The 23,355-nt window shown below is 65.1% G+C and carries 22 protein-coding genes; 12 read left to right on the forward strand and 10 right to left on the reverse strand.

The features are described 5' to 3' along the window. Positions 1-10 precede the first annotated feature (10 nt). Positions 11-1,360, reverse strand: a complete 1,350-nt coding sequence (locus BM118_RS13970; RefSeq protein WP_092186078.1) for an aspartate aminotransferase family protein — start codon at positions 1,358-1,360, stop codon at positions 11-13. Positions 1,361-1,363: 3 nt separating this feature from the next. Further along, a complete protein-coding gene (locus BM118_RS13975) occupies positions 1,364-2,236 on the reverse strand; it encodes a MurR/RpiR family transcriptional regulator (RefSeq protein ID WP_092186079.1) in 873 nt (290 codons plus the stop codon). 87 nt (positions 2,237-2,323) lie between these two features. Here BM118_RS13975 and BM118_RS13980 point away from each other — a divergent pair, with 87 nt between their 5' ends. After that, the gene (locus tag BM118_RS13980; protein WP_092186080.1) at positions 2,324-3,511 is read left to right on the forward strand and encodes an amino acid ABC transporter permease; all 1,188 of its coding nucleotides are present in this window, start codon (positions 2,324-2,326) and stop codon (positions 3,509-3,511) included. Positions 3,512-3,513: 2 nt separating this feature from the next. After that, positions 3,514-4,620 carry an amino acid ABC transporter permease gene (locus BM118_RS13985; protein ID WP_092186081.1) on the forward strand — a complete coding sequence of 369 codons (1,107 nt, stop codon included), beginning with the start codon at positions 3,514-3,516 and terminating at the stop codon, positions 4,618-4,620. A gap of 185 nt (positions 4,621-4,805) precedes the next feature. Here BM118_RS13985 and BM118_RS13990 read toward each other — a convergent pair whose 3' ends face one another. Together BM118_RS13990 and BM118_RS13995 are read right to left on the reverse strand one after the other, a co-directional pair. Continuing rightward, a complete protein-coding gene (locus BM118_RS13990) occupies positions 4,806-6,224 on the reverse strand; it encodes an amidase (protein WP_092186082.1) in 1,419 nt (472 codons plus the stop codon). A gap of 120 nt (positions 6,225-6,344) precedes the next feature. Then, positions 6,345-7,121, reverse strand: coding sequence for an SDR family oxidoreductase (locus BM118_RS13995; RefSeq protein ID WP_092186083.1), 777 nt, complete (start codon positions 7,119-7,121; stop codon positions 6,345-6,347). 154 nt (positions 7,122-7,275) lie between these two features. Here BM118_RS13995 and BM118_RS14000 point away from each other — a divergent pair, with 154 nt between their 5' ends. After that, on the forward strand, positions 7,276-8,349 hold the full coding sequence (locus tag BM118_RS14000; RefSeq protein WP_092186084.1) for a tartrate dehydrogenase: 1,074 nt from the start codon (positions 7,276-7,278) through the stop codon (positions 8,347-8,349). 200 nt (positions 8,350-8,549) lie between these two features. On the opposite strand, the gene BM118_RS14005 is transcribed toward BM118_RS14000, so the two are convergent. The 5 genes from BM118_RS14005 to BM118_RS14025 form a co-directional block, all read right to left on the reverse strand. After that, positions 8,550-9,191: a suppressor of fused domain protein gene (locus BM118_RS14005; protein ID WP_092186085.1), complete on the reverse strand. Its 642-nt coding sequence runs from the start codon at positions 9,189-9,191 to the stop codon at positions 8,550-8,552. A gap of 156 nt (positions 9,192-9,347) precedes the next feature. Then, complete coding sequence (locus BM118_RS14010; protein ID WP_092186086.1) at positions 9,348-10,421, reverse strand: malate/lactate/ureidoglycolate dehydrogenase; 1,074 nt, start codon at positions 10,419-10,421, stop codon at positions 9,348-9,350. An 11-nt stretch (positions 10,422-10,432) separates the two neighbouring features. Continuing rightward, entirely contained in the window at positions 10,433-11,344 is a 912-nt protein-coding gene (locus tag BM118_RS14015; RefSeq protein ID WP_092186087.1) for an NAD(P)-dependent oxidoreductase, read from the reverse strand. Positions 11,345-11,356: 12 nt separating this feature from the next. Beyond that, on the reverse strand, positions 11,357-12,607 hold the full coding sequence (locus BM118_RS14020) for a Zn-dependent hydrolase (protein ID WP_092186088.1): 1,251 nt from the start codon (positions 12,605-12,607) through the stop codon (positions 11,357-11,359). A gap of 145 nt (positions 12,608-12,752) precedes the next feature. Beyond that, positions 12,753-13,670, reverse strand: coding sequence for a LysR family transcriptional regulator (locus BM118_RS14025; RefSeq protein WP_092186089.1), 918 nt, complete (start codon positions 13,668-13,670; stop codon positions 12,753-12,755). A gap of 120 nt (positions 13,671-13,790) precedes the next feature. Here BM118_RS14025 and BM118_RS14030 point away from each other — a divergent pair, with 120 nt between their 5' ends. From BM118_RS14030 to BM118_RS14055, 6 genes are all read left to right on the forward strand, one after another. Then, positions 13,791-14,606, forward strand: coding sequence for a putative hydro-lyase (locus BM118_RS14030; protein ID WP_092186090.1), 816 nt, complete (start codon positions 13,791-13,793; stop codon positions 14,604-14,606). Positions 14,607-14,698: 92 nt separating this feature from the next. Next, positions 14,699-15,943 carry an ABC transporter substrate-binding protein gene (locus tag BM118_RS14035; RefSeq protein ID WP_092186091.1) on the forward strand — a complete coding sequence of 415 codons (1,245 nt, stop codon included), beginning with the start codon at positions 14,699-14,701 and terminating at the stop codon, positions 15,941-15,943. 32 nt (positions 15,944-15,975) lie between these two features. After that, the gene (locus tag BM118_RS14040) at positions 15,976-16,854 is read left to right on the forward strand and encodes a branched-chain amino acid ABC transporter permease (protein WP_027544022.1); all 879 of its coding nucleotides are present in this window, start codon (positions 15,976-15,978) and stop codon (positions 16,852-16,854) included. Between the two features lies 1 nt (position 16,855). After that, positions 16,856-17,833: a branched-chain amino acid ABC transporter permease gene (locus BM118_RS14045; protein WP_092186092.1), complete on the forward strand. Its 978-nt coding sequence runs from the start codon at positions 16,856-16,858 to the stop codon at positions 17,831-17,833. Beyond that, positions 17,830-18,561 carry an ABC transporter ATP-binding protein gene (locus tag BM118_RS14050; RefSeq protein ID WP_027544024.1) on the forward strand — a complete coding sequence of 244 codons (732 nt, stop codon included), beginning with the start codon at positions 17,830-17,832 and terminating at the stop codon, positions 18,559-18,561. Before BM118_RS14045 ends, BM118_RS14050 begins: the two co-directional genes overlap by 4 nt. After that, positions 18,545-19,249, forward strand: a complete 705-nt coding sequence (locus BM118_RS14055; protein WP_092186093.1) for an ABC transporter ATP-binding protein — start codon at positions 18,545-18,547, stop codon at positions 19,247-19,249. Before BM118_RS14050 ends, BM118_RS14055 begins: the two co-directional genes overlap by 17 nt. 183 nt (positions 19,250-19,432) lie before the next feature. On the opposite strand, the gene otnC is transcribed toward BM118_RS14055, so the two are convergent. Continuing rightward, entirely contained in the window at positions 19,433-20,107 is a 675-nt protein-coding gene (gene otnC, locus BM118_RS14060) for a 3-oxo-tetronate 4-phosphate decarboxylase (RefSeq protein WP_177234278.1), read from the reverse strand. A gap of 105 nt (positions 20,108-20,212) precedes the next feature. Here otnC and ltnD point away from each other — a divergent pair, with 105 nt between their 5' ends. Genes ltnD through otnK form a run of 3 tightly spaced genes read left to right on the forward strand, consistent with a single transcriptional unit; the run spans position 20,213 to position 23,200 of the window. Then, positions 20,213-21,130 (forward strand): L-threonate dehydrogenase, encoded by a 918-nt coding sequence (gene ltnD / locus BM118_RS14065; protein ID WP_092186095.1) that lies wholly within the window; start codon positions 20,213-20,215, stop codon positions 21,128-21,130. 16 nt (positions 21,131-21,146) lie between these two features. After that, a complete protein-coding gene (otnI, locus tag BM118_RS14070; RefSeq protein WP_092186096.1) occupies positions 21,147-21,929 on the forward strand; it encodes a 2-oxo-tetronate isomerase in 783 nt (260 codons plus the stop codon). Continuing rightward, positions 21,926-23,200, forward strand: a complete 1,275-nt coding sequence (gene otnK, locus BM118_RS14075; protein WP_092186097.1) for a 3-oxo-tetronate kinase — start codon at positions 21,926-21,928, stop codon at positions 23,198-23,200. The genes otnI and otnK overlap by 4 nt, the downstream gene beginning before the upstream one ends. Positions 23,201-23,355: the final 155 nt, after the last annotated feature.

Below are 23,355 nucleotides of genomic sequence, written 5' to 3' on the forward strand. Positions count from 1 at the left end.
TACTCTCCCCTCAGTGATTGACACTACGCAACACGTTGTCGACGGCGGTGCCGAGCTTGTCGACGATCAGGTCGATCTCGTCGGCCGAAGCGATGTAGGGCGGCGCCAGCAGCACGTGGTCGCCTCGGACGCCGTCCACGGTGCCGCCGCCGGGATAGCAGCCGAGCCCGTTGGCGAATGCCTCCGCCTTGATCTTCTGGTTGAGCTTGAGCGCCGGATCGAACGGGGTGCGGCTGGCGCGATCGGTGACGAGCTCGATCGCCCAGAACAGGCCGCGTCCCCTGATATCGCCGACATGGCGGTGATTGCCGAAGCGCTCGGTCAGTCGCTGCTCGAGCTGCCGGCCGCGCTCTTTCACGCGATCGAGCAGGCCGTCCTCGCGGATCACGTCCTGCACCGCGAGCGCGGCTGCGCAGGCGAGGGGGTGCGCCAGATAGGTGTGGCCATGCTGGAAGGCGCCCGAGCCGGCGCGGATGGTGTCGATGATCTTGCCGCTCGCGAGCATCGCGCCGATCGGCTGATAGCCGCCGCCGAGCCCCTTCGCGATGGCCTGGATATCGGGCGCGACACCTTCCTGCTGCCAGGCATGCGTGGTGCCGGTCCGGCCCATGCCGCACATGACTTCGTCCAGGATGAGCAGCGCACCATGCCGGTCGCAGATTTCGCGCACTGCCTTGAAGTAACCGTCCGGCGCCGTCACCGCACCGGCGGTGGCGCCGACGACGGGCTCGGCGAGGAACGCCGCAACGGTGTTGGGACCGAGCCGCTGGAATTCAGCTTCGAGCTCGGCTGCGAGTCGCGCCACGAACTGCGCATCCGACTCGCCGTCGTGTTTCTCATGATAGGCAAAGGCGGGAGTCACATGGCTGAAGGCGGCGGACAGCAGCGGCGCGTAGGGCGCTCGGCGCCAGGCATTGCCGCCGGCAGCGAGCGCGCCGAGCGTATTGCCGTGATAGCTCTGCCGCCTCGCGATGAAATGCTGTCGCTGCGGCTCGCCGAGCTCGATGAAATATTGCCGCGCGAGCTTGATGCTGGCTTCGATCGCCTCCGACCCGCCACTGACGAAATAGGCGTAGGCGAGACCACCGGGCTCGTGCCCGACCAGCGTCTCGGCCAGCGCCTCGGCCGGCTCGGAGGAGAAGAAGGCGGTATGCGCATAGGCCAGCGTCGCGGCCTGCTTCGCCATCGCCGCGATCACGCGCGGATGCTGGTGGCCGAGGCAGGAGACCGCCGCGCCGCCGGAGGCGTCGATGACGCGCCGCCCGTCCTCGGCGAAGAGATAGACGCCTTCGCCGCCGATCGCCTTGGGCGGCGTTTCGCGCAACGAGCGGTGCAGCACGCGGCTGGTGCGAGCGGCCATGGGTCAACCTTTCTCTGAGACGTAGGTCGAGGCCGCGGCGAGCCGGGCCTCGGTATTTTCCAGGCGCTTCTTCGCGGCCAGGCCACCGAGCGAGAACGTCACCGCAGCGAGCGACTGCGCAATCGCGATGGCGCCGGTAAGGCTCGGGAAAAAGCCCGGGGAAGAGGCTGCTTCGAACAGCAGCACATGGTCGGCGCCCTCGGCCATCGGGGCCGACACGGTGTCGGCGATCGCAATCAGCGTCGCGCCGGCGCGATAGGCGGCCTGCGCGACCCGGACGCTCGCATGCGTGTAGGGCAGGAAGCCGATGACGATGACGGCTTCGCCGGGGCGGAAGGCGCCAAGATCGAGATCGTCAGGACCGGACGCGCCGACGAGTTGCACCTGTTCGGGGCGGAACAGCCGCAGTTCGTAGTTCAGGAGTTCCGCGACGCTCCGGCAACTGCGATAGCCTGCGATCCAGATCCGCTTTGCGTCGTGCAGCGCGCGGGCCGCCTCTGCAATCGGCTGCGCCGGAATGCGCGGGAGGCCGGCGGCCTCGGCCTCGAGCTTGTCCGTAACGAGCGTGACATCGGCGTGCGGACCATGACGCCGGCTCTTGGCGCGGCCGGAGAAGGGCGAGGTCTGCAACGGCCGCCGCGCCTCGGTCAGCGCCGCGCGCAACTCGTCCCAGCCGGAATAGCCGATGGCTTTTGCGAGCCGCGTGAACGCGGCCGGATCGGCGCCGGCAACGGCTGCGAGATCGCGCATCGAGCGGGTGGTGGCGTCGTAATCATTGGCGGCGACGAAGCGCCCGACCTCCTGCAAGCGCATCGGGAGCGATGGCAATGCAATGCGCAGTTCGCTCAGCGGCGAGGATTTCGCGGGCTCGGCCATGAAACATTTGTTGCATGAATTAGAGTTTGGTGCAACAGTTGACGTGCGCCGCCGGAAATCGCTGGTTTTGAGAAGGATTTTTGCGCTGTGACATCAGATGGTCCGAGACCGCCGCCACGCCGCCGCTTTTTCGGCGCCTTCGGTCGACGAGAGCTGAAAGGCCTGTTCTGGCAGGTCCTGGTGGTCGGGATCGCGGTTGGGGTGATCGCCTTCCTCTGGTCCAACACCGTCACCAACCTGTCGGCCCGCCGCATCACCACCGGCTTTGCCTTTCTCGGCCGCGAAGCGGGCATGCCGATTGCCGACAGCCTGCTCGCCTATAATCCGCGAGACACCTACCTCTGGGCCTTCGTCGTCGGGATCGCCAACACTCTGCGTGTCGCGGTGATCGGCATCGTGCTTGCGACCATCCTGGGCACGCTGATCGGGATTTCGCGGTTATCGGCCAACTGGCTGTTGTCGCGGCTCGCCGCCGTCTATGTCGAGACGCTCCGCGACATCCCGCTGCTGCTTCAGCTCCTGTTCTGGTACGTGCTGATGCAGGCGCTGCCGGCTGCGCGCGCGGCGTTCCGGCCGCTTGAGGGGGTGTTCCTCTCCAACCGCGGCCTGATCCTGCCGGCAATCCCGATCGGGGCGCCGCAGCTCTGGGTGCTCGGCACCGCCGCGCTCGGCTGTGCCGTATTCTATGTAATCAGGCGGCGGCTGATTGCGCAGCAGATGCGCGACGGCAAGCCGCGGTCGGCCTGGCCCTTCGCACTCGGTCTCATCGTCGTGCTGCCGGCAGCAGTGTCGGTTCTGCTCGGCGTGCCCTGGGCGATCGAATGGCCCGAACTGCGCGGCTTCAACTTCGTCGGCGGGCTGACGCTGGCCCCGGAATATTTTGCGCTGGTGATCGCGCTCGTCACCTACACCTCGGCCTTCATCGCCGAGATTGTACGCAGCGGCATCCAGTCGGTTCCGCGCGGGCAGTGGGATGCCGCCAACGCGCTCGGCCTGCGCCGCAGCTTCATGCTGCGGCAGATCATCCTGCCGCAGGCGCTCCGCGTCATCGTGCCGCCGATGACGAGCCAATATCTCAACCTGACCAAGAACTCCTCGCTCGCGGTCGCGATTGGCTACCAGGACGTGGTCTCGATCGCCAACACCACGCTGAACCAGACCGGGCAGGCGATCGAGGCGATCGCGTTGATCATGGCGGTGTTCCTGACCATCAGCCTCGGCATCAGCTTCTTCATGAACTGGTACAACGCGCGTATCGCGCTGGTGGAGCGCTGAGCATGACGGCGATCACCGATAGTCCGGATGCACCGCGCGCCGGGCGCCGCCCGCAGACGGGAAATCCGGTGTTGCGCTGGCTGCGCACCAATTTGTTCTCGTCGATCCCCAACGGTATTCTGTCGGTCGTGCTGCTGGCAATCCTCGCCAAGAGCATCTTCAGCTTCGTGCAATGGGGCATCGCGAATGCAGTGTGGCTGACGCCCGCGAACGATTCGAGCGCGTGCCGTGCCGTCCGCGGCTTCGGCGCCTGCTGGGCGATCATTCCCGAGAAGTATCGCTTCATCCTGTTCGGCACCTATCCGTTCGACGAGCAGTGGCGCCCGGCGCTGTCGGTGGTGCTGTTCATCGCACTGTTCTATCTCTCCAGCCGTCGTGCCTTCTGGCGGCGCGAGCTGGTCTATCTCTGGATCGGTGTGCTGGCGCTGATCAGCGTGCTGATGTGGGGCGGCGTGTTTGGCCTGTCCTTCGTATCGCAGGATCGCTGGGGCGGACTGCCGGTGACGCTGATCCTGGCGACGTTCGGTCTCGCCTTCGGCTTCCCGCTTGGCATTCTCGTCGCGCTCGGCCGCCGCTCAAAGCTGCCGGCGATCCGCTCGCTCAGCGCGCTCTATGTCGAGCTGATCCGCGGCGTGCCGCTGGTCAGCCTGCTGTTCATGGCGAGCGTGATGTTTCCGCTGTTCATGCCCAGCGGCTTCAACATCGACAAGCTGCTGCGCGCACAGATCGCGATCATCCTGTTCGCGGGCGCTTACCTTGCCGAAGTCATTCGCGGTGGTCTTCAGGCCGTGCCGCGCGGACAATACGAGGCCGCCGATGCGCTGGGGCTGTCCTATTGGCGCAAGCACCGGCTGATCGTCCTGCCGCAGGCGATCCGCCACGTCATCCCGCCGCTGGTCAACACCTTCATCGCCTTCTTCAAGGATACCAGCCTCGTCCTCATCATCGGCATCTTCGACTTGCTGACGACAGCCAAGACGGCGATCATCGATCCGGCCTGGCAGCAGTTCTCGGTCGAGGTCTACATCTTCGTCGCCGCGATCTATTTCGTGTTCTGCTTCGCGATGTCGCGCTACAGCCGCGGCCTGGAGGCGACGAGCGGGCGGTGAGGCGAGCTTCCTTCTCCCCTTGTGGGAGAAGGTGGCGCGAAGCGCCGGATGAGGGGTTGCTTCAGCGGACTCCCATCGCGAGTTCGCATGCGGAGAGATACCCCTCACCCGTCTCGCCGCTCTGCGGCGAGCCACCCTCTCCCACAAGGGGAGAGGGAACTACCGAGTACGCGTTGTAGATCGTGCTACTTCCTCACCCGCGGATCGATCGGCGTCGTCCCGCGCACGCCCAGGATATCCTCCAGCACCTTCGCCCCGGCAATCACCTGGGCGTCGGCACGTGGCGCGCCGACCACCTGCAGACCGACCGGCAGGCCCGATGCCGTGAAGCCGCAGGGCAGCGACAGCGCCGGGCAGCAGGCGAGCGTGATGGCGTAGACGATGCCGAGCCATTCGATGTAGTTCTCGAACCTCTTGCCGTCGCATTCGGCGACGTAGCGGTTTTCGATCGGGAAGGGCGGCACGATCGTCGTCGGCACCAGCAGCAGATCATAGTTTTGGAAGAACTCGACCGCGCGGGCGGTCATGCCGACGCGCTGCGCCTCGGCGCGCGCGAGCTGCTCGACCGTGAGCTTGAGGCCTTCCTCGATATTCCAGATCACCTCCGGCTTGAGCAGGTCGCGCTTGGTGCGCAGCAGATTGGCCTTGGTGATCGCGAAATCGAAGGCGCGCAGCACGTGGAAGCATTCATGCGCCTCGCGCCAGTCCGGATGCGCCTCCTCGACGATGGCGCCGGCTTCGGCAAAGCGTTCCGCCGCCTTGCGCGTGATCGCCTTCACTTCGGGATCGACCGGCGTGATGCCGAGATCGGGCGAGTAGGCGATGCGCTTCGGTTTCTTGCCCGCTTGGGCCGCCGACAGGAACGAGGTTGCGGGGGCCGGCAGCGACAGCGGATCGTCCGCATAGTCGCCGCTCATGGCATCCAGAAGCAGCGCGAGGTCCTCGACGTTGCGCGCCATCGGGCCGACGACGCCGAGATTGCGATCGATACCCGATTTAGGGGTATGTGCGACGCGGCCGATGCTCGGCCGCATGCCGACGATGCCGCAGAAGCTCGCCGGGCTGCGCAGGCTGCCGCCCATGTCGGAGCCCTGGGCGAGCCAGGCCATGCCGGTCGCAAGCGCAACCGCCGCGCCGCCGGAAGAGCCCGCTGCCGATTTGGACGTATCCCAGGGATTGAGCGTGGCGCCGAACACTTCGTTGAAGGTGTTGGCACCGGCGCCGAATTCCGGCGTGTTCGATTTGGCGTAGACGACCGCGCCATTGGCCTCGAGGTTCTCGACCATCAGGTCGGACTTCGCAGGGATGTTGTCCTTGAAGATCGGCGAGCCCTGCGTGTTCAGCACCCCGGAGACGTCGGTCAGGTCCTTGATCGGCACCGGCAGGCCTGCGAGCAGTCCGTGCGCCCCGGCCGGCTTCTGCATCAACGCTTTCGCGTTGGCCCGCGCGCGATCGAAGCACAGCGTCGGCAGCGCGTTGACCTTGCCGTCGACCTCAGCGATGCGCTTCTCCAGCACATCCAGCAGTTCGAGCGGCGAGACGTCGCCGGACCGCAGCTTGTCGACGACGGTGCAGGCGGTTTCGCGGATCAGGTCTTGAGACAACTATTTGACTCCTGTGTTCATTCCGAGTGCCGTCATTGCGAGCGCAGCGAAGCAATCCAGCCTGTCATTGCGGGCGCATTTCTGGATTGCTTCGCTGCGCTCGCAATGACGGGGATAGAGTTAACCCCAACCCGCGCTGATGCCGCCATCCACCGTGTAGATTACCCCGGACGTATAGCCGGCGCGATCCGATGCCAGGAACGCCATGAGGTCGCCGATCTCGCGCGCATGCGCGGGGCGGCCGAGCGGCAGGCTCTTCTGGAATTCCCTGTAGCGGCTCTCGTCGCCGAACTGGTGCTTGGCCCGCGTCTTCAGCAGCGTGACGTGGCGGTCGGTGCCCACCGGGCCGGGATTGATGCCGACCACGCGGATGTTGTCGGCGAGGCTCTTGCCGCCGAGCGCGCGGGTGAACGCCATCAGCGCGGCATTCCCGGCGCTGCCGCAGATGTAGTTCGCGTCGAACTTTTCACCGGCCGCGCCGATGTCGTTGACGATGACCCCGCCGCCCTTCGCCTTCATCTGCGCGTAGATCTGCCGCGTGAGGTTGATATAGCCGAACACTTTCAATTCCCAGGCGTGGCGCCAGGTCTCCTCGTCGATCTTGTCGATCGAGCCGCCGGGGATGTCGCCGGCATTGTTGACGAGGATGTCGATGTCGGCGGCTTCCTTGGCCAGCCGTGCGATGTCTTCGTTCTTGCGCAGGTCGACGATGCTCGTCGCGGCGTCGATCTGGTGAGCAGACCGCAAGCGATCCGCCAGCGCCTTGAGCTGATCACCGCTGCGCGCGGCGAGCAGGAGATGCGCGCCTTCCTCGGCGAACGCCTCGGCGGCGGCGGCGCCGATGCCCTTGGACGCGCCCGTGATCAGGACGCGCTTGCCACGCAGATGCAGATCCATGGGATTACTCGCAAGATGGGAACACAATGAAATCAGTAGGCGGTCGGCCGTGCCACGGTCAACATTGCAGTGCAGCGTTGCACTGCCCGCGACTTTGGTTCATTGCAGGGCGATCAAAAGACGGCGGCTGCCGGACCAACCAAGGACGTTCTCGATGAGCAAGAAACAATACCGGATCGCGGTCATTCCAGGCGACGGCATCGGCAAGGAAGTGATGCCCGAGGGCCTGCGCGTTTTGGAGGCAGCCGCCAAGAAACACGGCGTCTCCCTGCATTTCGACCATTTCGACTTCTCGTCCTGGGACTATTACGAGAAGCACGGCCAGATGATGCCGGATGACTGGAAGGAAAAGATCGGCAAGCACGACGCGATCTATTTCGGCGCGGTCGGCTGGCCGGCCAAGATTCCGGATCACGTCTCGCTGTGGGGCTCGCTGATCAAATTCCGCCGCGAGTTCGACCAGTACGTGAACCTGCGCCCGGTGCGGCTGATGCCCGGCGTGCCGTCGCCGCTGGCGAACCGCAAGCCGGGCGACATCGATTTCTGGGTGGTGCGCGAGAACACCGAAGGGGAATATTCCTCCGTCGGCGGCCGCATGTTCCCGGACACCGACCGTGAATTCGTCACCCAGCAGACGGTGATGACCCGCACCGGCGTCGACCGCATCCTCAAATTCGCCTTCGAGCTCGCGCAGTCGCGGCCGAAGAAGCACCTGACCTCGGCGACCAAGTCGAACGGCATCTCCATCACCATGCCCTATTGGGACGAGCGCGTGGAGGCGATGGCCAAGAAATTCCCGGGCGTGAAGTGGGACAAGTACCACATCGACATCCTGACGGCGAACTTCGTGCTGCATCCGGACTGGTTCGACGTTGTCGTCGGCTCCAACCTGTTCGGTGACATCCTCTCCGACCTCGGCCCGGCCTGCACCGGCACCATCGGTATCGCGCCATCAGGCAACATCAATCCCGAGGGCGATTTCCCCTCGGTGTTCGAGCCGGTGCACGGCTCGGCGCCCGACATCGCCGGTCAGGGCATCGCCAACCCCATCGGCGCGATCTGGTCGGGCGCGATGATGCTCGAGCATCTCGGCGAGAAGGAAGCCGGCAAGTCGATCGTGGAAGCGATCGAGCGCACGCTCGCCGAACGCACGCTGCGCACGAAGGATCTCGGCGGCAACGCCGACACCACGGCCTGCGGCAAGGCGGTCGCGGATATGGTGGATTAAGGTGGGGCCTTTCCCTCTCCCCTTGTGGGAGAGGGTGGCTTCGATGCGAAGCATCGAAGACGGGTGAGGGGTTCTCTCCGCGGAGACAGAACCTCTCAGTCGTGGAATTTCTCTTCGCGGATAGAACCCCTCATCCGGCGCTTCGCGCCACCTTCTCCCACAAGGGGAGAAGGGAAGGACAGCGGTGTTCTTAGGCTCGGCTACACATACGACTTCCGCGCCGGATCGAAGATCGGCGGATAGTCGTTCTCGTCGAGCAGATCGAGAAACGGATCGAGCCCCCTGGACTTGATCAGCGCGAGCTCCTGCTGCGAGATCAGGTTCACGGTCAAGAGTTCCACGGGATCGCCCGCGATCTCCAGCGCCTCGGCGATGCGCTTATCCGGGCAGATGACCGGCGTGAGAAACAGGAACGTCTGGAAGTCCGTTCCTGCAACCGGCGGCCACGGCAGCGCGACGCGATGGCCGAAGCCGAACCAGGTTGTGTCGATGAACGGCAGATTGGCCAGCCAGCGCAGATTGGCGCAAACCTCCTCTGTCGGCTCGCGGACGTACCACATCAGCTCGGCACGCGGCTTGGCATCGCCATGTGATCCCGGCATCCGCTGCTCGCTCATGCCGCTGGTGAGGAGCACATAGCCTTCGTCAGATCCCTCTTCGCACACCGGCACGAAATCGCGGCCAAAGGCGTGGATGTCGATGCGGCGCTCCGCGCTGTCGGTGAAGCTGTGCTCGGGCTCGCCAAGTTCGCTTTCATAAATGGCGAGTCGATGCCGGTAGAGGTCGGCCGAAGGCGACGGCGCGCTGGAGCCGGATACGAGCTTTGCGAGACGGGAGAGCATGTGAACCTCTGAGGCGGTGTGAGCCGGGATATCCGCGTTGTCGCCAGACAAGGCGGGCCGGTTCAAATCCGCTACACGAGCTTCGCATTAGCCCATATCGCCCTGCGCAATTGTGCAGGAGGCCTGGATGATGCCGAGCGATCTGCCTCGTTCCGACTAGCCGACGATCTTCTCGATCGCGGCCTGATCCAGTCCGAACTTCTGCCCGGCCGCGAGAATCTCCTGCCAGGTGGTCGGATCGACCGGAATGCCTTCTGCGAGGCGCTTTTTCTTGGTCTCGCGCTCGGGATCGCCGGCGATCAGCACCTTGTCGACGCCGGGGGCGGGCGGTGAGCCGGTGTGCCAGGCGACGAAGCTTTCGACTTCGCGTGCGAGGTTTTCGCCGGTGCCGAGCTTGCCCGGGTCGATGATGATCGAGAGCATGCCGTTGAGGACGTTGTACTTGCCGTCGGACGGGCCCTTGACCACCTGCCCGCCGGAGAGCGCGCCGCCGAGGATTTCGCACACGAGCGCGAGCCCCGAACCCTTGTGCTCGCCGAACGGCAGGATAGCGCCGTATGGCGGGATCACGGTGTAGCGCGGATTGACCGTGGGCTTGCCTTCATTGTCGATGATGGTGCCGGGCTCCAGTTCGACGCCCTTGTTGTGGGCGACGCGGGTCTTTCCCTGCGCGATCCTGCTGGTGGCGAAGTCGAGCACGATCGGCTCTTTGCCCCTGCGCGGGATGCCGGCGCAGAACGGATTGGTGCCGTGGCGGGCATCGCTGCCGCCCCAGGGCGCCACGATCGGGCGCGAGATCACGTTGACGAAGTGAATCGATACAAGCCCGTGGTCGATGCACTGCTCGGCCCAGTGGCCGATGCGGCCGATGTGGTGCGCATTGGAAAGACCGACGAGACACACGCCGTTGCTCTTGGCACGCTCGGCAGCCAGCTCCATCGCTTCATGGCCGATCACCTGGCCGTAGCCGGTGAGGCCGTCGAGGGTGAGAAGCGGACCAGTGTCGAGCACGATCTTGACGTGTTGGTTCACGGCGAGGCCGCCGTTGGTGACGCTCTGGACATAGCGCGGGATCATGCCGACGCCGTGCGAGTCATGTCCCCTAAGATTGGCCTCGACGAGGTTGGTGGATACGAGCTCGGCCTCGCGATCCGAGGAGCCGCCGGCCTTGACAATGGCGCGGACGACGTTGGTGAGCGCTTCGGCCTTGATGGTGCGATAGTCAGCCATTGTTGTTGCTCTTATCCCTTCACGATCCGGCGGCAGTGAATCCAGGCCGCTTCAATCAGGTTCTCGCTCGCCTCCGGCGTGCGGAACGCCGAATGCGCCGACAGCGTCACGTTCGGCAATCTTGTCAGCGGATGATCGCCGGGCAGGGGTTCGATGTTGAAGACGTCGAGGCCGGCGTGACGGATGTGGCCCGACTTCAGGGCGTCGATCATGGCGGCCTCGTCGACGACCGCGGCGCGGGCGGTGTTGATGAGGATGACGCCGGGCTTCATCGCTAAGATCTTCTCGCGCGTGATCATGCCGCGCGTCTCGTCGTTGAGCAGCAGGTGCAGCGACACCACGTCGCTGGTCGCCAGCACCGTGTCGAGATCGGTGAACGTGACGCCCGGGTAGCTCTTCGGCGAGCGGTTCCAGGCGATCACCTTCATGCCGCTGCCGGACGCAATGCGCGCGACCTCTGCTGCGATGCCGCCGAAACCGATGAGGCCGAGCGTCTTGCCGGTGAGCTGCATGCCGTCTTCGCGCAGCCAGTTGCCGACGCGCATCTCGCGATCCATCATCGCGATGACGCGGGCCGAGGCCCACATCAGCGCGATCGCGGATTCAGCCACGGCGGTGTCGCCATAGCCCTTGATCAGGTGCACGGAGATGCCGAGCTCGGCGAGCTCTTCCGGGTTCATGTAGCTGCGCGCGCCGGTGCCGAGGAACACGACGTGCTTCAGGCCCGCGCATTTCCTCGCGACCTCGGTCGGCAGTGCGGTGTGGTCGACGATCGCGATCTCGGCGCCGTCGAGGATTTCCGGGTATTGCTCGGGCTTGATGTCCGGGTCCCTGTTGATCCGCACCTCGGGATCGCCGGGTTGCTCCAGCCGCTCCATGATCACGGCGAGGGCTTCGTTGGCGTCGACGAAAACTCCGCGCATGGCTCGCTCCGATCAGGACGCGACGCCGGCGATCGCCAGCACGGTGTGCATCAGCACGTTGGTGCCCGCGGCGCAGTCGGGCTGCGTAGCGTCTTCCAGCTCGTTGTGGCTGATGCCGTCCTTGCAAGGCACGAACACCATCGCCGCCGGCATCACGGTGTTAAGATTGCAGGCGTCGTGGCCGGCGCCGGAGGTGATGCGGCGAGAGGAATAGCCGAGCGTCTTGGCCGCGTTCTCGACCGCCGCGATCAGCTTGGGATCGAAATGCGTCGGCGGCTTGCGCCAGACCAGGTCGATCTTGACCTCGACCTTGCGGCGCGCGGCGATCTCCGCAATCGCGGCGCGCAGATCGCGATCGAGCGCGTCCATGATGGCGCCATCGGCGCTGCGGCAATCCATGGTGAAGGCGATCTCGCCGGGTATGACGTTGCGCGAGGGGTTGGCGATCACGGCTTCGCCGATGGTGCCGACCGCGTTCGGCCCGTGCTTCTTGGCGATCGCCTCCATCGCCAGCACGATCTCGGAGAGCGTGGCCAGCGCATCGCGCCGCAGCGGCATCGGGGTCGATCCCGCATGGCTCTCGAAGCCGGAAATCTTGCCGTCATACCACAGCACGCCCTGGCCGGAATCGACGACGCCGATGGTCTTGCCCTCGGCTTCCAAAATCGGGCCCTGCTCGATGTGCAGCTCGACGAAGCAGCCGAGCTTCTGGAAGCCGACCGGCTTGTCGCCCCGATAGCCGATGCCGTCGAGCGCCTGGCCGACGGTGGTGCCCTCGGCGTCCTTGCGCGACAGGATGTCGTCGGTGGTGAAATCGCCGACGTACGCCGCGGACGCCATCATCGCGGGCGCGAAGCGCGAGCCTTCCTCGTTGGTCCAGTTGACCACGCAGATGGGCGCTTCGGTCTCGATGCCGGCGTCGTTCAGGGTGCGGATCACTTCCAGCGCGCCGAGCGTCCCCAGGATGCCGTCATATTTGCCGCCGGTCGGCTGGGTGTCGAGATGCGAGCCGATGCCGACAGGCAGCTTCGACATGTCGCGTCCCTTGCGCAGGCCGAACTGTGAGCCGAGCGCATCGACATGCACCTCGAGGCCGGCATCCTCGCAGGCCTTGCGGAACCAGTCGCGCACCTGCTTGTCCTCGGCGCTCAATGTCAGCCGCCGCACGCCGCCCTTGGCCGTCCCGCCGAACTGCGCGGTCTCGTGGATGGAGCCCCAGAGGCGGGCGGAATCGATTTGCAGGTTGGTCGCGGCTCGGCTCATGCGGTCAGTCTCTCAGTTGTCATTCCGGGGCGGCTCGAACAGCCGAGCCCGGAATCTCGAGATTCCGGGTTCTCGTTCCCGGGCCGCGCATTGCGCGGTCCCGTGCGAGCCCCGGAATGACGTTGAAGGTTGTCCGGCGCCTGTTTCAATGACGCGCCAGCGCGGGCGCGTCAACCGCGAGGCTGCTCTGCGCAATCTGACATGCAAGCTCGGCGACGCGCTCCACCGCCACGACGTCCGGTGAGGCGAGCCAGCTCGCCGTGAATGTCAGCGGTGTTATTTCGAGATCGGTGTCGAGCAATTGCAGCCGCCCGTCGGCGAGCTCGTTCTCGACGATAGCGTCGGGGATCACGGCGATCCCGAGGCCTTCGACCGCCATGTGGATGACGGTCGCAAGCGACGCGGAGGCATGCAGGCGGATCGGCGGCAATTCGGGTCGGTCGAACACCTCGCGTACGACCTCGTAGGGCCTGGTCTTGCGCGGGAAGGTGATGATCGGAAAACGCGCGAGATCGGCGCGCGTCACCGGGCCGTTGCCGAGGCCGAGCGAGGGGCTTGCGAGAAAACCGATCGGGTAATCGGCGAGCACGCGGTTGTGCACGCCGGAGGCGGACAGCGGCCCCACCACGAAGGCAAGCTCGATCTCCTGCGCGAGCAGGCGCGCCGTGAGGTTCGGCGTGATGTCGACCTCTATCTCCAGCGACAGGTTCGGATAGAGCTCGTTCACGCTCTTCACGAGGCGCGGCAACCAGGTGTGCACGATGGTCTCGGCCACGCCGAGCCGCATCACGCCGCGCATCGCCGAACGGTCGCCGACCTCGGCCATCATCTGAGCGCGCAGGCCAATCAGCTTTTCTGCATAGACCATCATCTGCCGCCCGCTCGGCGTCGGCGAGGCCACGCGATGATCGCGGTTGAGGAGCTTCACGCCCATCTCGCGCTCGAGCTGGGCGATGCGCTGGGAGATCGCGGGCTGGGTCGTGTTGAGCCTTTGTGCGGCGCCGCGAAAGCTGCCGAGCTTCACAACCCAGAGGAACGTCTCGATTGACCTGAAGTCCAGCATTGGAAGGATTTTCCCGACCGATAAATGAAATTTATCGATATTGATTAGAAAGGAAGATTAGACTTTATAGCACGCTTGGTGTTGGCTTGTCTTTGTCGAGTTTATAGGCAGGTCGATTACATGACTGTTTTGGTGGCAGTGCAGCAAACTGAAACACCCGACACCCTCCCGAGCCGCAAGGCCCGGCTCGCCTATCGCGGCGGGGAGGTGGGCTCCACCGCCGGGGTCGCCCCCGGCTTCGTCCAGGGCAATCTGGCGATCCTGCCGGCGGAATATGCCGGCGCCTTTCACCGCTTCTGCCAGCTCAATCCGAAACCCTGCCCGATCATCGGCATGTCCGACGTCGGCAGCCCGCATATCCCCGCACTCGGCGCCGACCTCGACATCCGCACCGACGTTCCCCGTTACCGCGTCTGGCGCGACGGCGAAGTGGTCGACGAGCCGACCGACGTCACCAAGTACTGGCGCGACGATCTCGTGACCTTCGTGCTCGGCTGCTCCTTCTCGTTCGAGGAGGCGCTGCTCGACGAGGGCATGCCGATCCGCCATATCGAGCAGAACGTGCGCGTGCCGATGTACCGCACCAGCATCGCCTGCGGCGAGGCCGGTCCGTTCGCCGGCCCCATGGTGGTGTCGATGCGCCCGTTCAAGCCGGCCGATGCGATCCGCGCGGTGCAGATCACCTCGCGCTATCCCGCCGTGCACGGCGCGCCCGTGCATCTCGGCCATCCGCATCTGATCGGCATCAAGGACATCGCCAAGCCCGACTATGGCGATCCCGTGCCGGTCGGCGATGACGAGATTCCGGTGTTCTGGGCCTGCGGCGTCACGCCGCAATCGGTGATCAACGCCGCGAAGGTACCGTTCGCGATCACGCATTCGCCCGGCCTGATGCTGGTGACGGATCTCAAGAACAGGACTATGGCCGTGATTTAATGGGCAGCGTTTGCTGCTTCTTCAGGCTTTACGCTATCTGTCAATCGCTTCATTCGATACGCGCAAAATTCGAATAACAGGGGACTTTGCCTATGACGATCACTCGCCGCGACGTACTGCTCGGAGCTGCCGCCACTGCCGCGTTGATGCCGCTAGTCGCCCGTGCGCAAACTTCTGAAGTGGTGATCGGTGCGACCTATCCCTTGTCGGGCGCCGGTGCCCAGGTGGGTGTCGATGCGCAGCGCGCGTTCGAGACCGCGGTCGACATCATCAACAACGACCAGGACTTCGACCTTCCGCTCGCGAAGGGCCTAGGCTTGCCCGGCCTTGGTGGCGCCAAGATCCGTCTCGTCTATGCCGACACCCAGGGCGACCCGCAAAAAGGGCGCGCCGAAGCCGAGCGCCTCATCACGCAGGAGAAGGTCTGCGCCATTCTCGGTTCCTATCAAAGCGCGGTCGCAGTCACGATCAGCCAGATCTGCGAACGTTACCAGACTCCGTTCCTGTCGGCAGACAACTCCTCGCCGAGTCTGCATCGCCGCGGCCTGAAGTATTATTTCCGCGCCTCACCGCACGACGAGATGTTCTCGGCCGGGATGTTCGATTTCCTCGATGCGATGAAGAAGAAGGGCGCCAAGGCCGACACGCTGGCGCTGTTCCACGAAGATACGATCTTCGGCACCGACTCTGCCAATGCGCAGACCAGGCTCGCCACCGAACGCGGCTACAAGATCGTCGCCGACATCAAGTACCGCGCCAACTCGCCGTCGCTCTCGGCTGAAGTCCAGCAGCTCAAGGCCGCCAATGCCGACGTGCTGCTGCCCTCGAGCTACACCACCGACGGCATCCTGCTGGTCAAGACCATGGCTGAGCTCGGCTACAAGCCGAACGCCATCGTGGCGCAAGCCGCCGGCTTCTCCGAAAAGGCTCTTTACGACGCCGTCGGCGACAAGCTCGAGGGTGCGATCACCCGCGGCAGTTTCTCGCTCGATCTCGCCGCCAAGCGGCCGATGGTCGGCAAGATCAACGATCTGTTCAAGGCGAAGTCGGGCAAGGACCTCAACGACAACACGTCGCGGCAGTTCATGGCCATGATCATCATGGCGGACGCCATCAACCGCGCCAAATCCACCGACGGCGAGAAGATCCGTGACGCACTGGCGGCGACCGAGATGTCGGGCGAGCAGACCATCATGCCCTGGAAGCGGGTCAAGTTCGACGAGATGGGCCAGAACAACGATGCCGATCCGGTGCTGCTGCAATATGTCGGCGGCAAGTTCGTCACCATCTTCCCGTCGCAGGCGGCGGTTGCCGATGCGATCTGGCCGATGAAGTAAGCGATCAGGTTGCGGGCGGGGGACGAAGCGACGTGACAGCTGAAACGATTATCCAGAGTCTTGCGAGCGGCCTCCTGATGGGGCTGCTTTACGGACTGATCGCCGTTGGCCTGGCGTTGATCTTTGGCCTGATGGACGTCGTCAACTTCGCCCATGGCGAATTCCTGATGCTGGCGATGTACGTGACGTTCTTCCTGTTCACGTTCTTCGCGATCGATCCGCTGCTGTCGGCGCCACTGGCCGCCGCTGCCTTGTTCGTATTGGGGGCGGTGGTCTATCTCGTGATCGTGCGGTTTGCGATGCGCGCCAAGGCCAATGTCGGCATGGTGCAGATCTTCGCGACCTTTGGCCTCGCGATCGTGATGCGCGGCCTGGCGCAGCTGTTCTTCACGGCCGACTACCGCAGCGTCCCCAACTCATGGCTCGGCGGCAAGACGGTATCGGTCGCCGGGATCTTCCTGCCGCAGCCGCAATTGTTCGGCGCGCTGGTCGCGATCGCGGCGTTCGGCGGGCTCTATTTGTTCATCAACCGCACCGATTTCGGCCGTGCGCTGGAAGCGACCCGCGAGGATCCCGGTGCGGTGGCCCTCGTCGGCATCGACAAGAACCGTGTGTTCGCGCTCGGCTGGGGCCTCGGAGCTGCCCTTGTGGGGCTCGCCGGCGCCATCATGGCGAGCTTCTTCTACATCTATCCCGACGTCGGCGCATCCTTTGCACTGATCGCCTATGTCACGGTGGCGCTCGGCGGCTTCGGCAGCGTGTTCGGCGCATTCGCCGGCGGCATCGTCGTCGGTCTCGTCGAGGCCACCACCGCGCTCGTGCTGCCGCCATCATTGAAGTCGGTCGGCATCTATGCCGTCTATCTCCTCGTGGTCTTTATCCGGCCACGCGGCCTGTTCGGATCGATGTGAGATGGACAAGAGCTTTACAGAGCGGCGTCGCCGCGAACTCCTCGTCGCAGCTTGCCTTGCGGTCGCCGCTGCGCTCGTGCCGTTGTTCGTCAAGAATCCGAACGTCCAGAACATCATGATTTTGACGCTGATGTTCGGGGCGCTGTCGCAGAGCTGGAACATCCTGTCCGGCTATTGCGGGCAGATATCGCTCGGGCATGCCCTCTATTTCGGTTTGGGCGCCTATACCACCACGCTCTTGTTCACGAAGTTCGGCGTGCCGCCCTGGTTCGGTATGCTCGCCGGCGGCGCCATCTCCGCCTTGATCGCGCTGGCGCTCGGCTATCCCTGCTTCCGCCTTGGCGGCCACTACTTTGCGATCGCCACCATCGTGATCGCCGAGATCGGCTTGCTGTTGATCCAGAACTGGGAGTGGGCGGGTGCGGCCCTCGGCATCGAGATGCCTGTGCGCGGCGACAGCTGGCTGAAATTCCAGTTCGCCCGCAGCAAGCTGCCGTACTTCTATTTCGCGCTGGCGCTCGCCTGCATCGCCTGGTTCGTCACCTGGTGGCTGGAAGACTCGAAATGGGGCTATTGGTGGCGCGCGGTGAAGGACAATCCCGATGCAGCCCAGAGCCTCGGTGTGGTCGTGTTCGATTCCAAGATGGGGGCTGCGGCCGTCTCTGCCTTCCTGGTTGCGGTCGGCGGTAGCTTCTATGCCATGTATGTTTCCTATATCGATCCAGGCAGCGTCATGGGCTTCCAGTTCTCGCTGCTGATGGCGTTGCCGGCGGTGCTGGGTGGCATCGGCACGCTGTGGGGGCCGCTGCTCGGCGCTGTGATCCTGATTCCGCTCACCGAGCTGACGCGCTCCTATATCGGCGGCTCCGGCCGCGGCGTCGATCTCATCGTCTATGGCACGCTGATCGTCGTGATTGCACTGGCGCGGCCGGAAGGCCTGATCGGGCTGTTCACGCGCCGCAAGGGAGCTTCGCGATGACCGCGCTCCTTGAAACCCGCGGCGTCTGGCAACGTTTCGGCGGCCTCGTTGCCAACAGCGATGTCTCGATCTCGGTCGGGCGCGGCGAGATCGTCGGCCTGATTGGTCCCAACGGCGCCGGCAAGTCGACGCTGTTCAATCTCATTGCGGGCGTGCTGCCGCCGACGCAGGGCTCGATTATCTTCGACGGGCAGGATGTGACCAACCTGCCGGCGGCCGAGCGCTGTCAGCGCGGCGTCGCGCGCACCTTCCAGGTGGTCAAGAGCTTCGAGACCATGACTGTCATCGACAACGTCATCGTCGGTGCGCTCGTGCGCAACACCGTGATGCGCGAGGCCCGCCGCAAGGCGCATGAGGTGCTGGAATTCACCGGCCTTGCCGCACGCGCCGACGTGCTCGCGAGCGACCTCGTTCCGGCCGAGAAGCGCCGCCTCGAAGTCGCGCGCGCGCTTGCGACCGAACCAAAGCTGCTGTTGCTCGACGAAGTCCTCACCGGCCTGACGCCGACCGAGGCGCAGACCGGCGTGGCGCTGGTGCGCAAGGTCCGCGACGCCGGCATCACCGTGCTGATGGTCGAGCACGTCATGGAGATCGTGATGCCGCTGGTCGACCGCGCCATCGTGCTCGACCTCGGCAAGGTGCTGGTCGAGGGCAAGCCTGCCGACGTCGTTCGCGATCCCAAGGTGATCAGCGCATATCTGGGAGATCGTCATGCTGTCAGTGCATGAAGTCACGACCGCCTATCAGGGGCTGGTCGCGATCTCCGCGGTCTCGATCGAGGTCGAGAAGGGCGAGATCGTCTGCGTCGCCGGCGCCAACGGCGCAGGCAAGTCGACGCTGCTCAAATCCATCGCCGGTGCCGAGCGTCCGCGCTCGGGCACGGTGACCTTCGACGGCAAGCGCCTCGACGGCATGGCGCAGCACCACATCACCGCAACCGGCATCGCCTATGTGCCGGAGAATCGTCGCCTGTTCCCGCGGCTGTCGGTGCGCGACAATCTCCGCCTCGGCAGCTACCTCTACCGCGGCGAAGCCGACCGCGAGGGGCCGCTCGATCTCGTCTTCAATTTGTTTCCACGCCTGTCCGAGCGCCTCGAGCAGCGTGCCGAAACGCTGTCCGGCGGCGAGCAGCAGATGCTGGCCATCGGCCGCGCGCTGATGACGCGCCCGCGGCTGCTGATGCTGGACGAGCCGTCGCAAGGCATCATGCCGAAGCTGGTGGACGAAATCTTCCAGGCGGTGAAGCGCATCCGCGACGCCGGCATGACCGTGCTGATCGTCGAGCAGCGCATGGCCGAGTGCCTGGAGATCGCCGACCGCGCCTACATCCTGCAAACCGGCCGCGTGCTGATGCAGGGCGCGGCAGCCGAAATCAGGGGTAATCCGGACGTGCGGAAGGCGTATCTGGGGCTGTAGGCACATAAGTGTTGGGCACACACGTCCCACACCCTCGGTGTCATCGCCCGCGAAGGCGGGCGATCCAGTATTTCAGAGACGTTAGTGGGATACGGAGGGGCCGCGGCGTACTGGATTCCCCGCCTTCGCGGGGAATGACAGTGGTGGGTAAGGCAGCACTGTCGTGCTCTTCACGAGGCGACGCTAATGCCCGTGCCCATGCTCCGGCAACGTCACCCCGAACACCTTCACCAGATCCGTCACCTGCTCCGGCGACAGGTAGCGCGGGTTCATCCCGCGCAGCAGCAGGTACAGCTTCGCCGTCTCCTCCAGCTCCTCGGTCGCGAACACCGCGGCCTCCAGCGTATCGCCGGCGACCACCGGGCCGTGATTGGCGAGCAGCACGGATGAATATTTCCCCGCCAGGCCCTTGATCGCATCCGCCACCGCGGGATCGCCGGGGCGGTAATAGGGCACGAGCGCGGTCGCGCCGCATTTCATCAGATAATAGGCCGTCATCGGCGGCAGCGCGGCGCGCGGGTCGATCTCGGGCAGCATCGACAGTGCGACAGAATGCGTCGAGTGCAGGTGCACGATCGCGCGTGCACTGCCGCGGGTGTCGTAGAGCGCGGTGTGCAGCGGAACTTCCTTGGTCGGCGCATCGCCCGAGATCGGCCGGCCCTGGCTATCCAGCCGCGACAGCCGCGCCGGGTCGAGGAAGCCGAGCGAGGCATTGGTCGGTGTCACCAGCCAGCCGCCATCGTCAAGCTTGACGCTGATATTGCCGGACGAGCCCGGCGTCAGCCCGCGCTCGAACAGGGACCGTCCGAAGCGACAGATATCCTCACGCAGCCTTGTCTCGTTGCTCATGGCCGTCATGCCTGCTTGTCTCACGCTTTGGCAGCGCGGCCAAGCCGTGTTATCGGTTCGCCGAGCCGCCGCAAGGGCCGGCCGTCCGGGAAACGTTTCGCAAGGGTCAGTTGCATGTCCGCCTCCACGTCACAAAATCAGCGTATCGCCGTCATCGGGCTCGGCTCGATGGGATTTGGCATGGCGACCTCGCTGAAGCGCGCCGGTCACGCCGTCACCGGCTGCGACGTTTCGGCTGATGCGGTGGCGCGCTTCGTGAAGGACGGCGGCGGGGGCGCCAGGACGCCGGCCGAAGCCGCCAAGGACGCTGACGTCGTCGTCAGCGTCGTCGTCAACGCCGCGCAGACCGAGACGATCCTGTTCGGCAAGGATGGCGTCGCCGAAACCATGCCCAAGGACAGCGTCTTCCTGTCATCGGCCACCATGGATCCCGACGTCGCGCGGCGCCTGGCCAAGCAACTCGAGGCGACCGGCCGGCATTATCTGGATGCGCCGATCTCCGGCGGAGCGCAGCGCGCCGCGCAAGGCGAACTGACGATCCTCGCCTCGGGCAGCCCGGCTGCCTTTGCAAAGGCGCGGCCGGCGCTCGACGCCATGGCCGCAAAGCTCTACGAGCTTGGCGACGCCGCGGGGCAGGGCGCCGCCTTCAAGATGATCAACCAGTTGCTGGCCGGCGTGCACATCGCCGCCGCCAGCGAAGCGATGGCGTTCGCAGCCAAGCAGGGCCTCGACATCCGCAAGGTCTATGAGGTGATCACGGCCTCTGCCGGCAATTCCTGGATGTTCGAGAACCGCATGCCGCATGTGCTCGACGGCGACTATACGCCGCGCAGCGCGGTCGAGATCTTCGTCAAGGACCTCGGCATCATCCAGGACATGGCGCGCAGCGCCAGATTCCCGGTGCCGGTTTCCGCGGCCGCGCTCCAGATGTTCTTGATGACGGCTGCCGCCGGCATGGGCCGCGATGACGACGCCTCGGTCGCGCGCATGTATGCGCAGGTCACCGGCGTGAAGCTTCCCGGCGACAAGTAAGGACAAGAGGATTCCAATGCCCCGTTTCGCCGCCAATCTCTCGATGATGTTTACCGAGGTGCCGTTCCTCGACCGTTTCGATGCCGCCGCGCAAGCCGGCTTCACCGCCGTCGAGTTTCTCTTTCCCTACGAGCATCCGGCCGAGGCGGTCGGCGAGCGGCTCAAGCGCAACGGCCTGACCCAGGCCCTGTTCAACCTGCCGCCCGGCGACTGGAATGCGGGCGAGAAGGGTTTCGCCGCGCTCCCGGCGCGCTTCGCCGATCTCAAGGCGAGCCTCGAGACCGCGCTGCCTTACGCCAAGGCCACCGGCGTCAAGCGCCTGCACCTGATGGCCGGTCTTGCCAATCGCGGCGAGCGCGTCGCGATCGAGGCGTTCTACAAGTCGGTGGCGTGGGCGGCGGAGTTCTTCGCGCCGCACGGCATCGACATCGTGCTCGAGCCGATCAATGCCCGCAACGTGCCCGGCTACTTCCTCAACGATTTCGGTTTCGCGCGCGACCTGATCCAGGAGTTGCGGCTCCCGAACCTCAAGCTCCAGTTCGACATCTATCACTGCCAGATCATCCATGGCGACGTCACCATGCGGTTGCGCGAGATGATGCCGATCATCGGCCATATCCAGATCGCCAGCATTCCCTCGCGCAACGAGCCCGACGGCGAGGAGCTGAACTATCCCTTCCTGTTCGAAGAGCTCGACCGGCTCGGCTATGCCGGCTTCGTCGGCTGCGAATACAATCCGCGCGGCAAGACCACCGACGGCCTTGCCTGGTTCAAGCCCTATGCGGGAGTGAAGCCGTGACTCTTGCACTGGGTTGCATCGCCGACGACTACACCGGCGCCTCCGATCTTGCCAACACGCTGACGCGGGCGGGCCTGCGCACCGTGCAGACCATCGGCATTCCCGCCGATGATCTGGCGCTGCCCGAGGTCGACGCTGTCGTGGTGTCCTTGAAGAGCCGCTCGATCGAAGCAGGCCTTGCTGTATCGCGCTCGCGCGCGGCGGAGACATGGCTGCGCGGCCGCGGCGCGAGCCATGTGCTGTTCAAGATCTGCTCGACCTTCGATTCCACCGACGCCGGCAATATCGGCCCGGTGATGGACGCGTTGCGCGACGATTGCGGCGAGGGCATCGTTCTGGTGACGCCGGCCTTCCCGGAGACCGGCCGCACCGTCTACCAGGGTAACCTGTTCGTCGGCGCGGTGCCGCTGAACGAGAGCCCGCTCAAGGACCATCCGCTCAATCCGATGCACGATTCCAGCCTGGTGCGCGTGCTGGCGCGCCAGAGCAGGACACAAATCGGCCTCGTCGATCTCGCGACCGTCACGCGCGGCGCGGATGCCGTACGGGCGCGGCTGGCCGAACTCGCGGGCAAGGGCATTGGCGCTGCGATCATCGACGCCGTCTTCGATCGCGACCTCGAAACCATCGGCCTCGTGGCCGCCGAACATCGGCTGTCGGTCGGCGCCTCCGGCATTGGCCTCGGGCTCGCGCGTGCCCTGGTGTCGACCGGCAAGGTCAAGTCGAATGCGGCTGGCGGCGAATCCGGAGCGGCCGTTGGTGGGCCGGCGGCGTGTCTTGCCGGCAGCTGCTCGCAGGCCACGCTCAAGCAGATCGCCAGCGCTGAACAGGTCATGCCGGTGTTTCATCTCGATCCGGACCGTATTCTTACGGGGGCGGACGAAGCACAGCGTGCGCTGGACTGGGCAAGGCCGCGACTGGCGGAGGGGCCCGTGCTGATCGCATCGAGCTCGACACCGGATCAGGTCTCAGCGCTTCAGGCGCGTCACGGCCGTGACGCGGCCGGACATGCCATCGAGCAGGCGATGGCCGACATCGCCGAAAACCTCGTGAAATCAGGCGTGCGGCGATTGGTCGTTGCCGGCGGCGAGACGTCCGGCGCCGTGGTCGATCGGTTGAAGATTCCCGGATTTCTCGTCGGGGTGGAGATCGCTGCAGGCGTTCCGGTGCTGCGCGCGGTCGGCGCCGGGGGCGACATGCTGCTCGTGCTGAAGTCCGGCAATTTCGGTGGCCCGGAGTTTTTCTCCGATGCGCTTAGGCTCATGCGCTGAGCGCAGAGCATTCTTAGCTGCCTGTTCATCTCTTTCAGGCTCCGTACTCGTACGGAATCGTAGTCAACATCTGCTCAGTCGCTCTGTTGTCTGATGTCGACGTCGCTCCCTTTGGTTGATTCTTTAAGACCTTCCGGACGCGCGCCTGCGCCAGC

Origin of the sequence: Bradyrhizobium sp. cf659, from assembly GCF_900113725.1 — a bacterium.
Classification (GTDB): Bacteria; Pseudomonadota; Alphaproteobacteria; order Rhizobiales; family Xanthobacteraceae; genus Bradyrhizobium.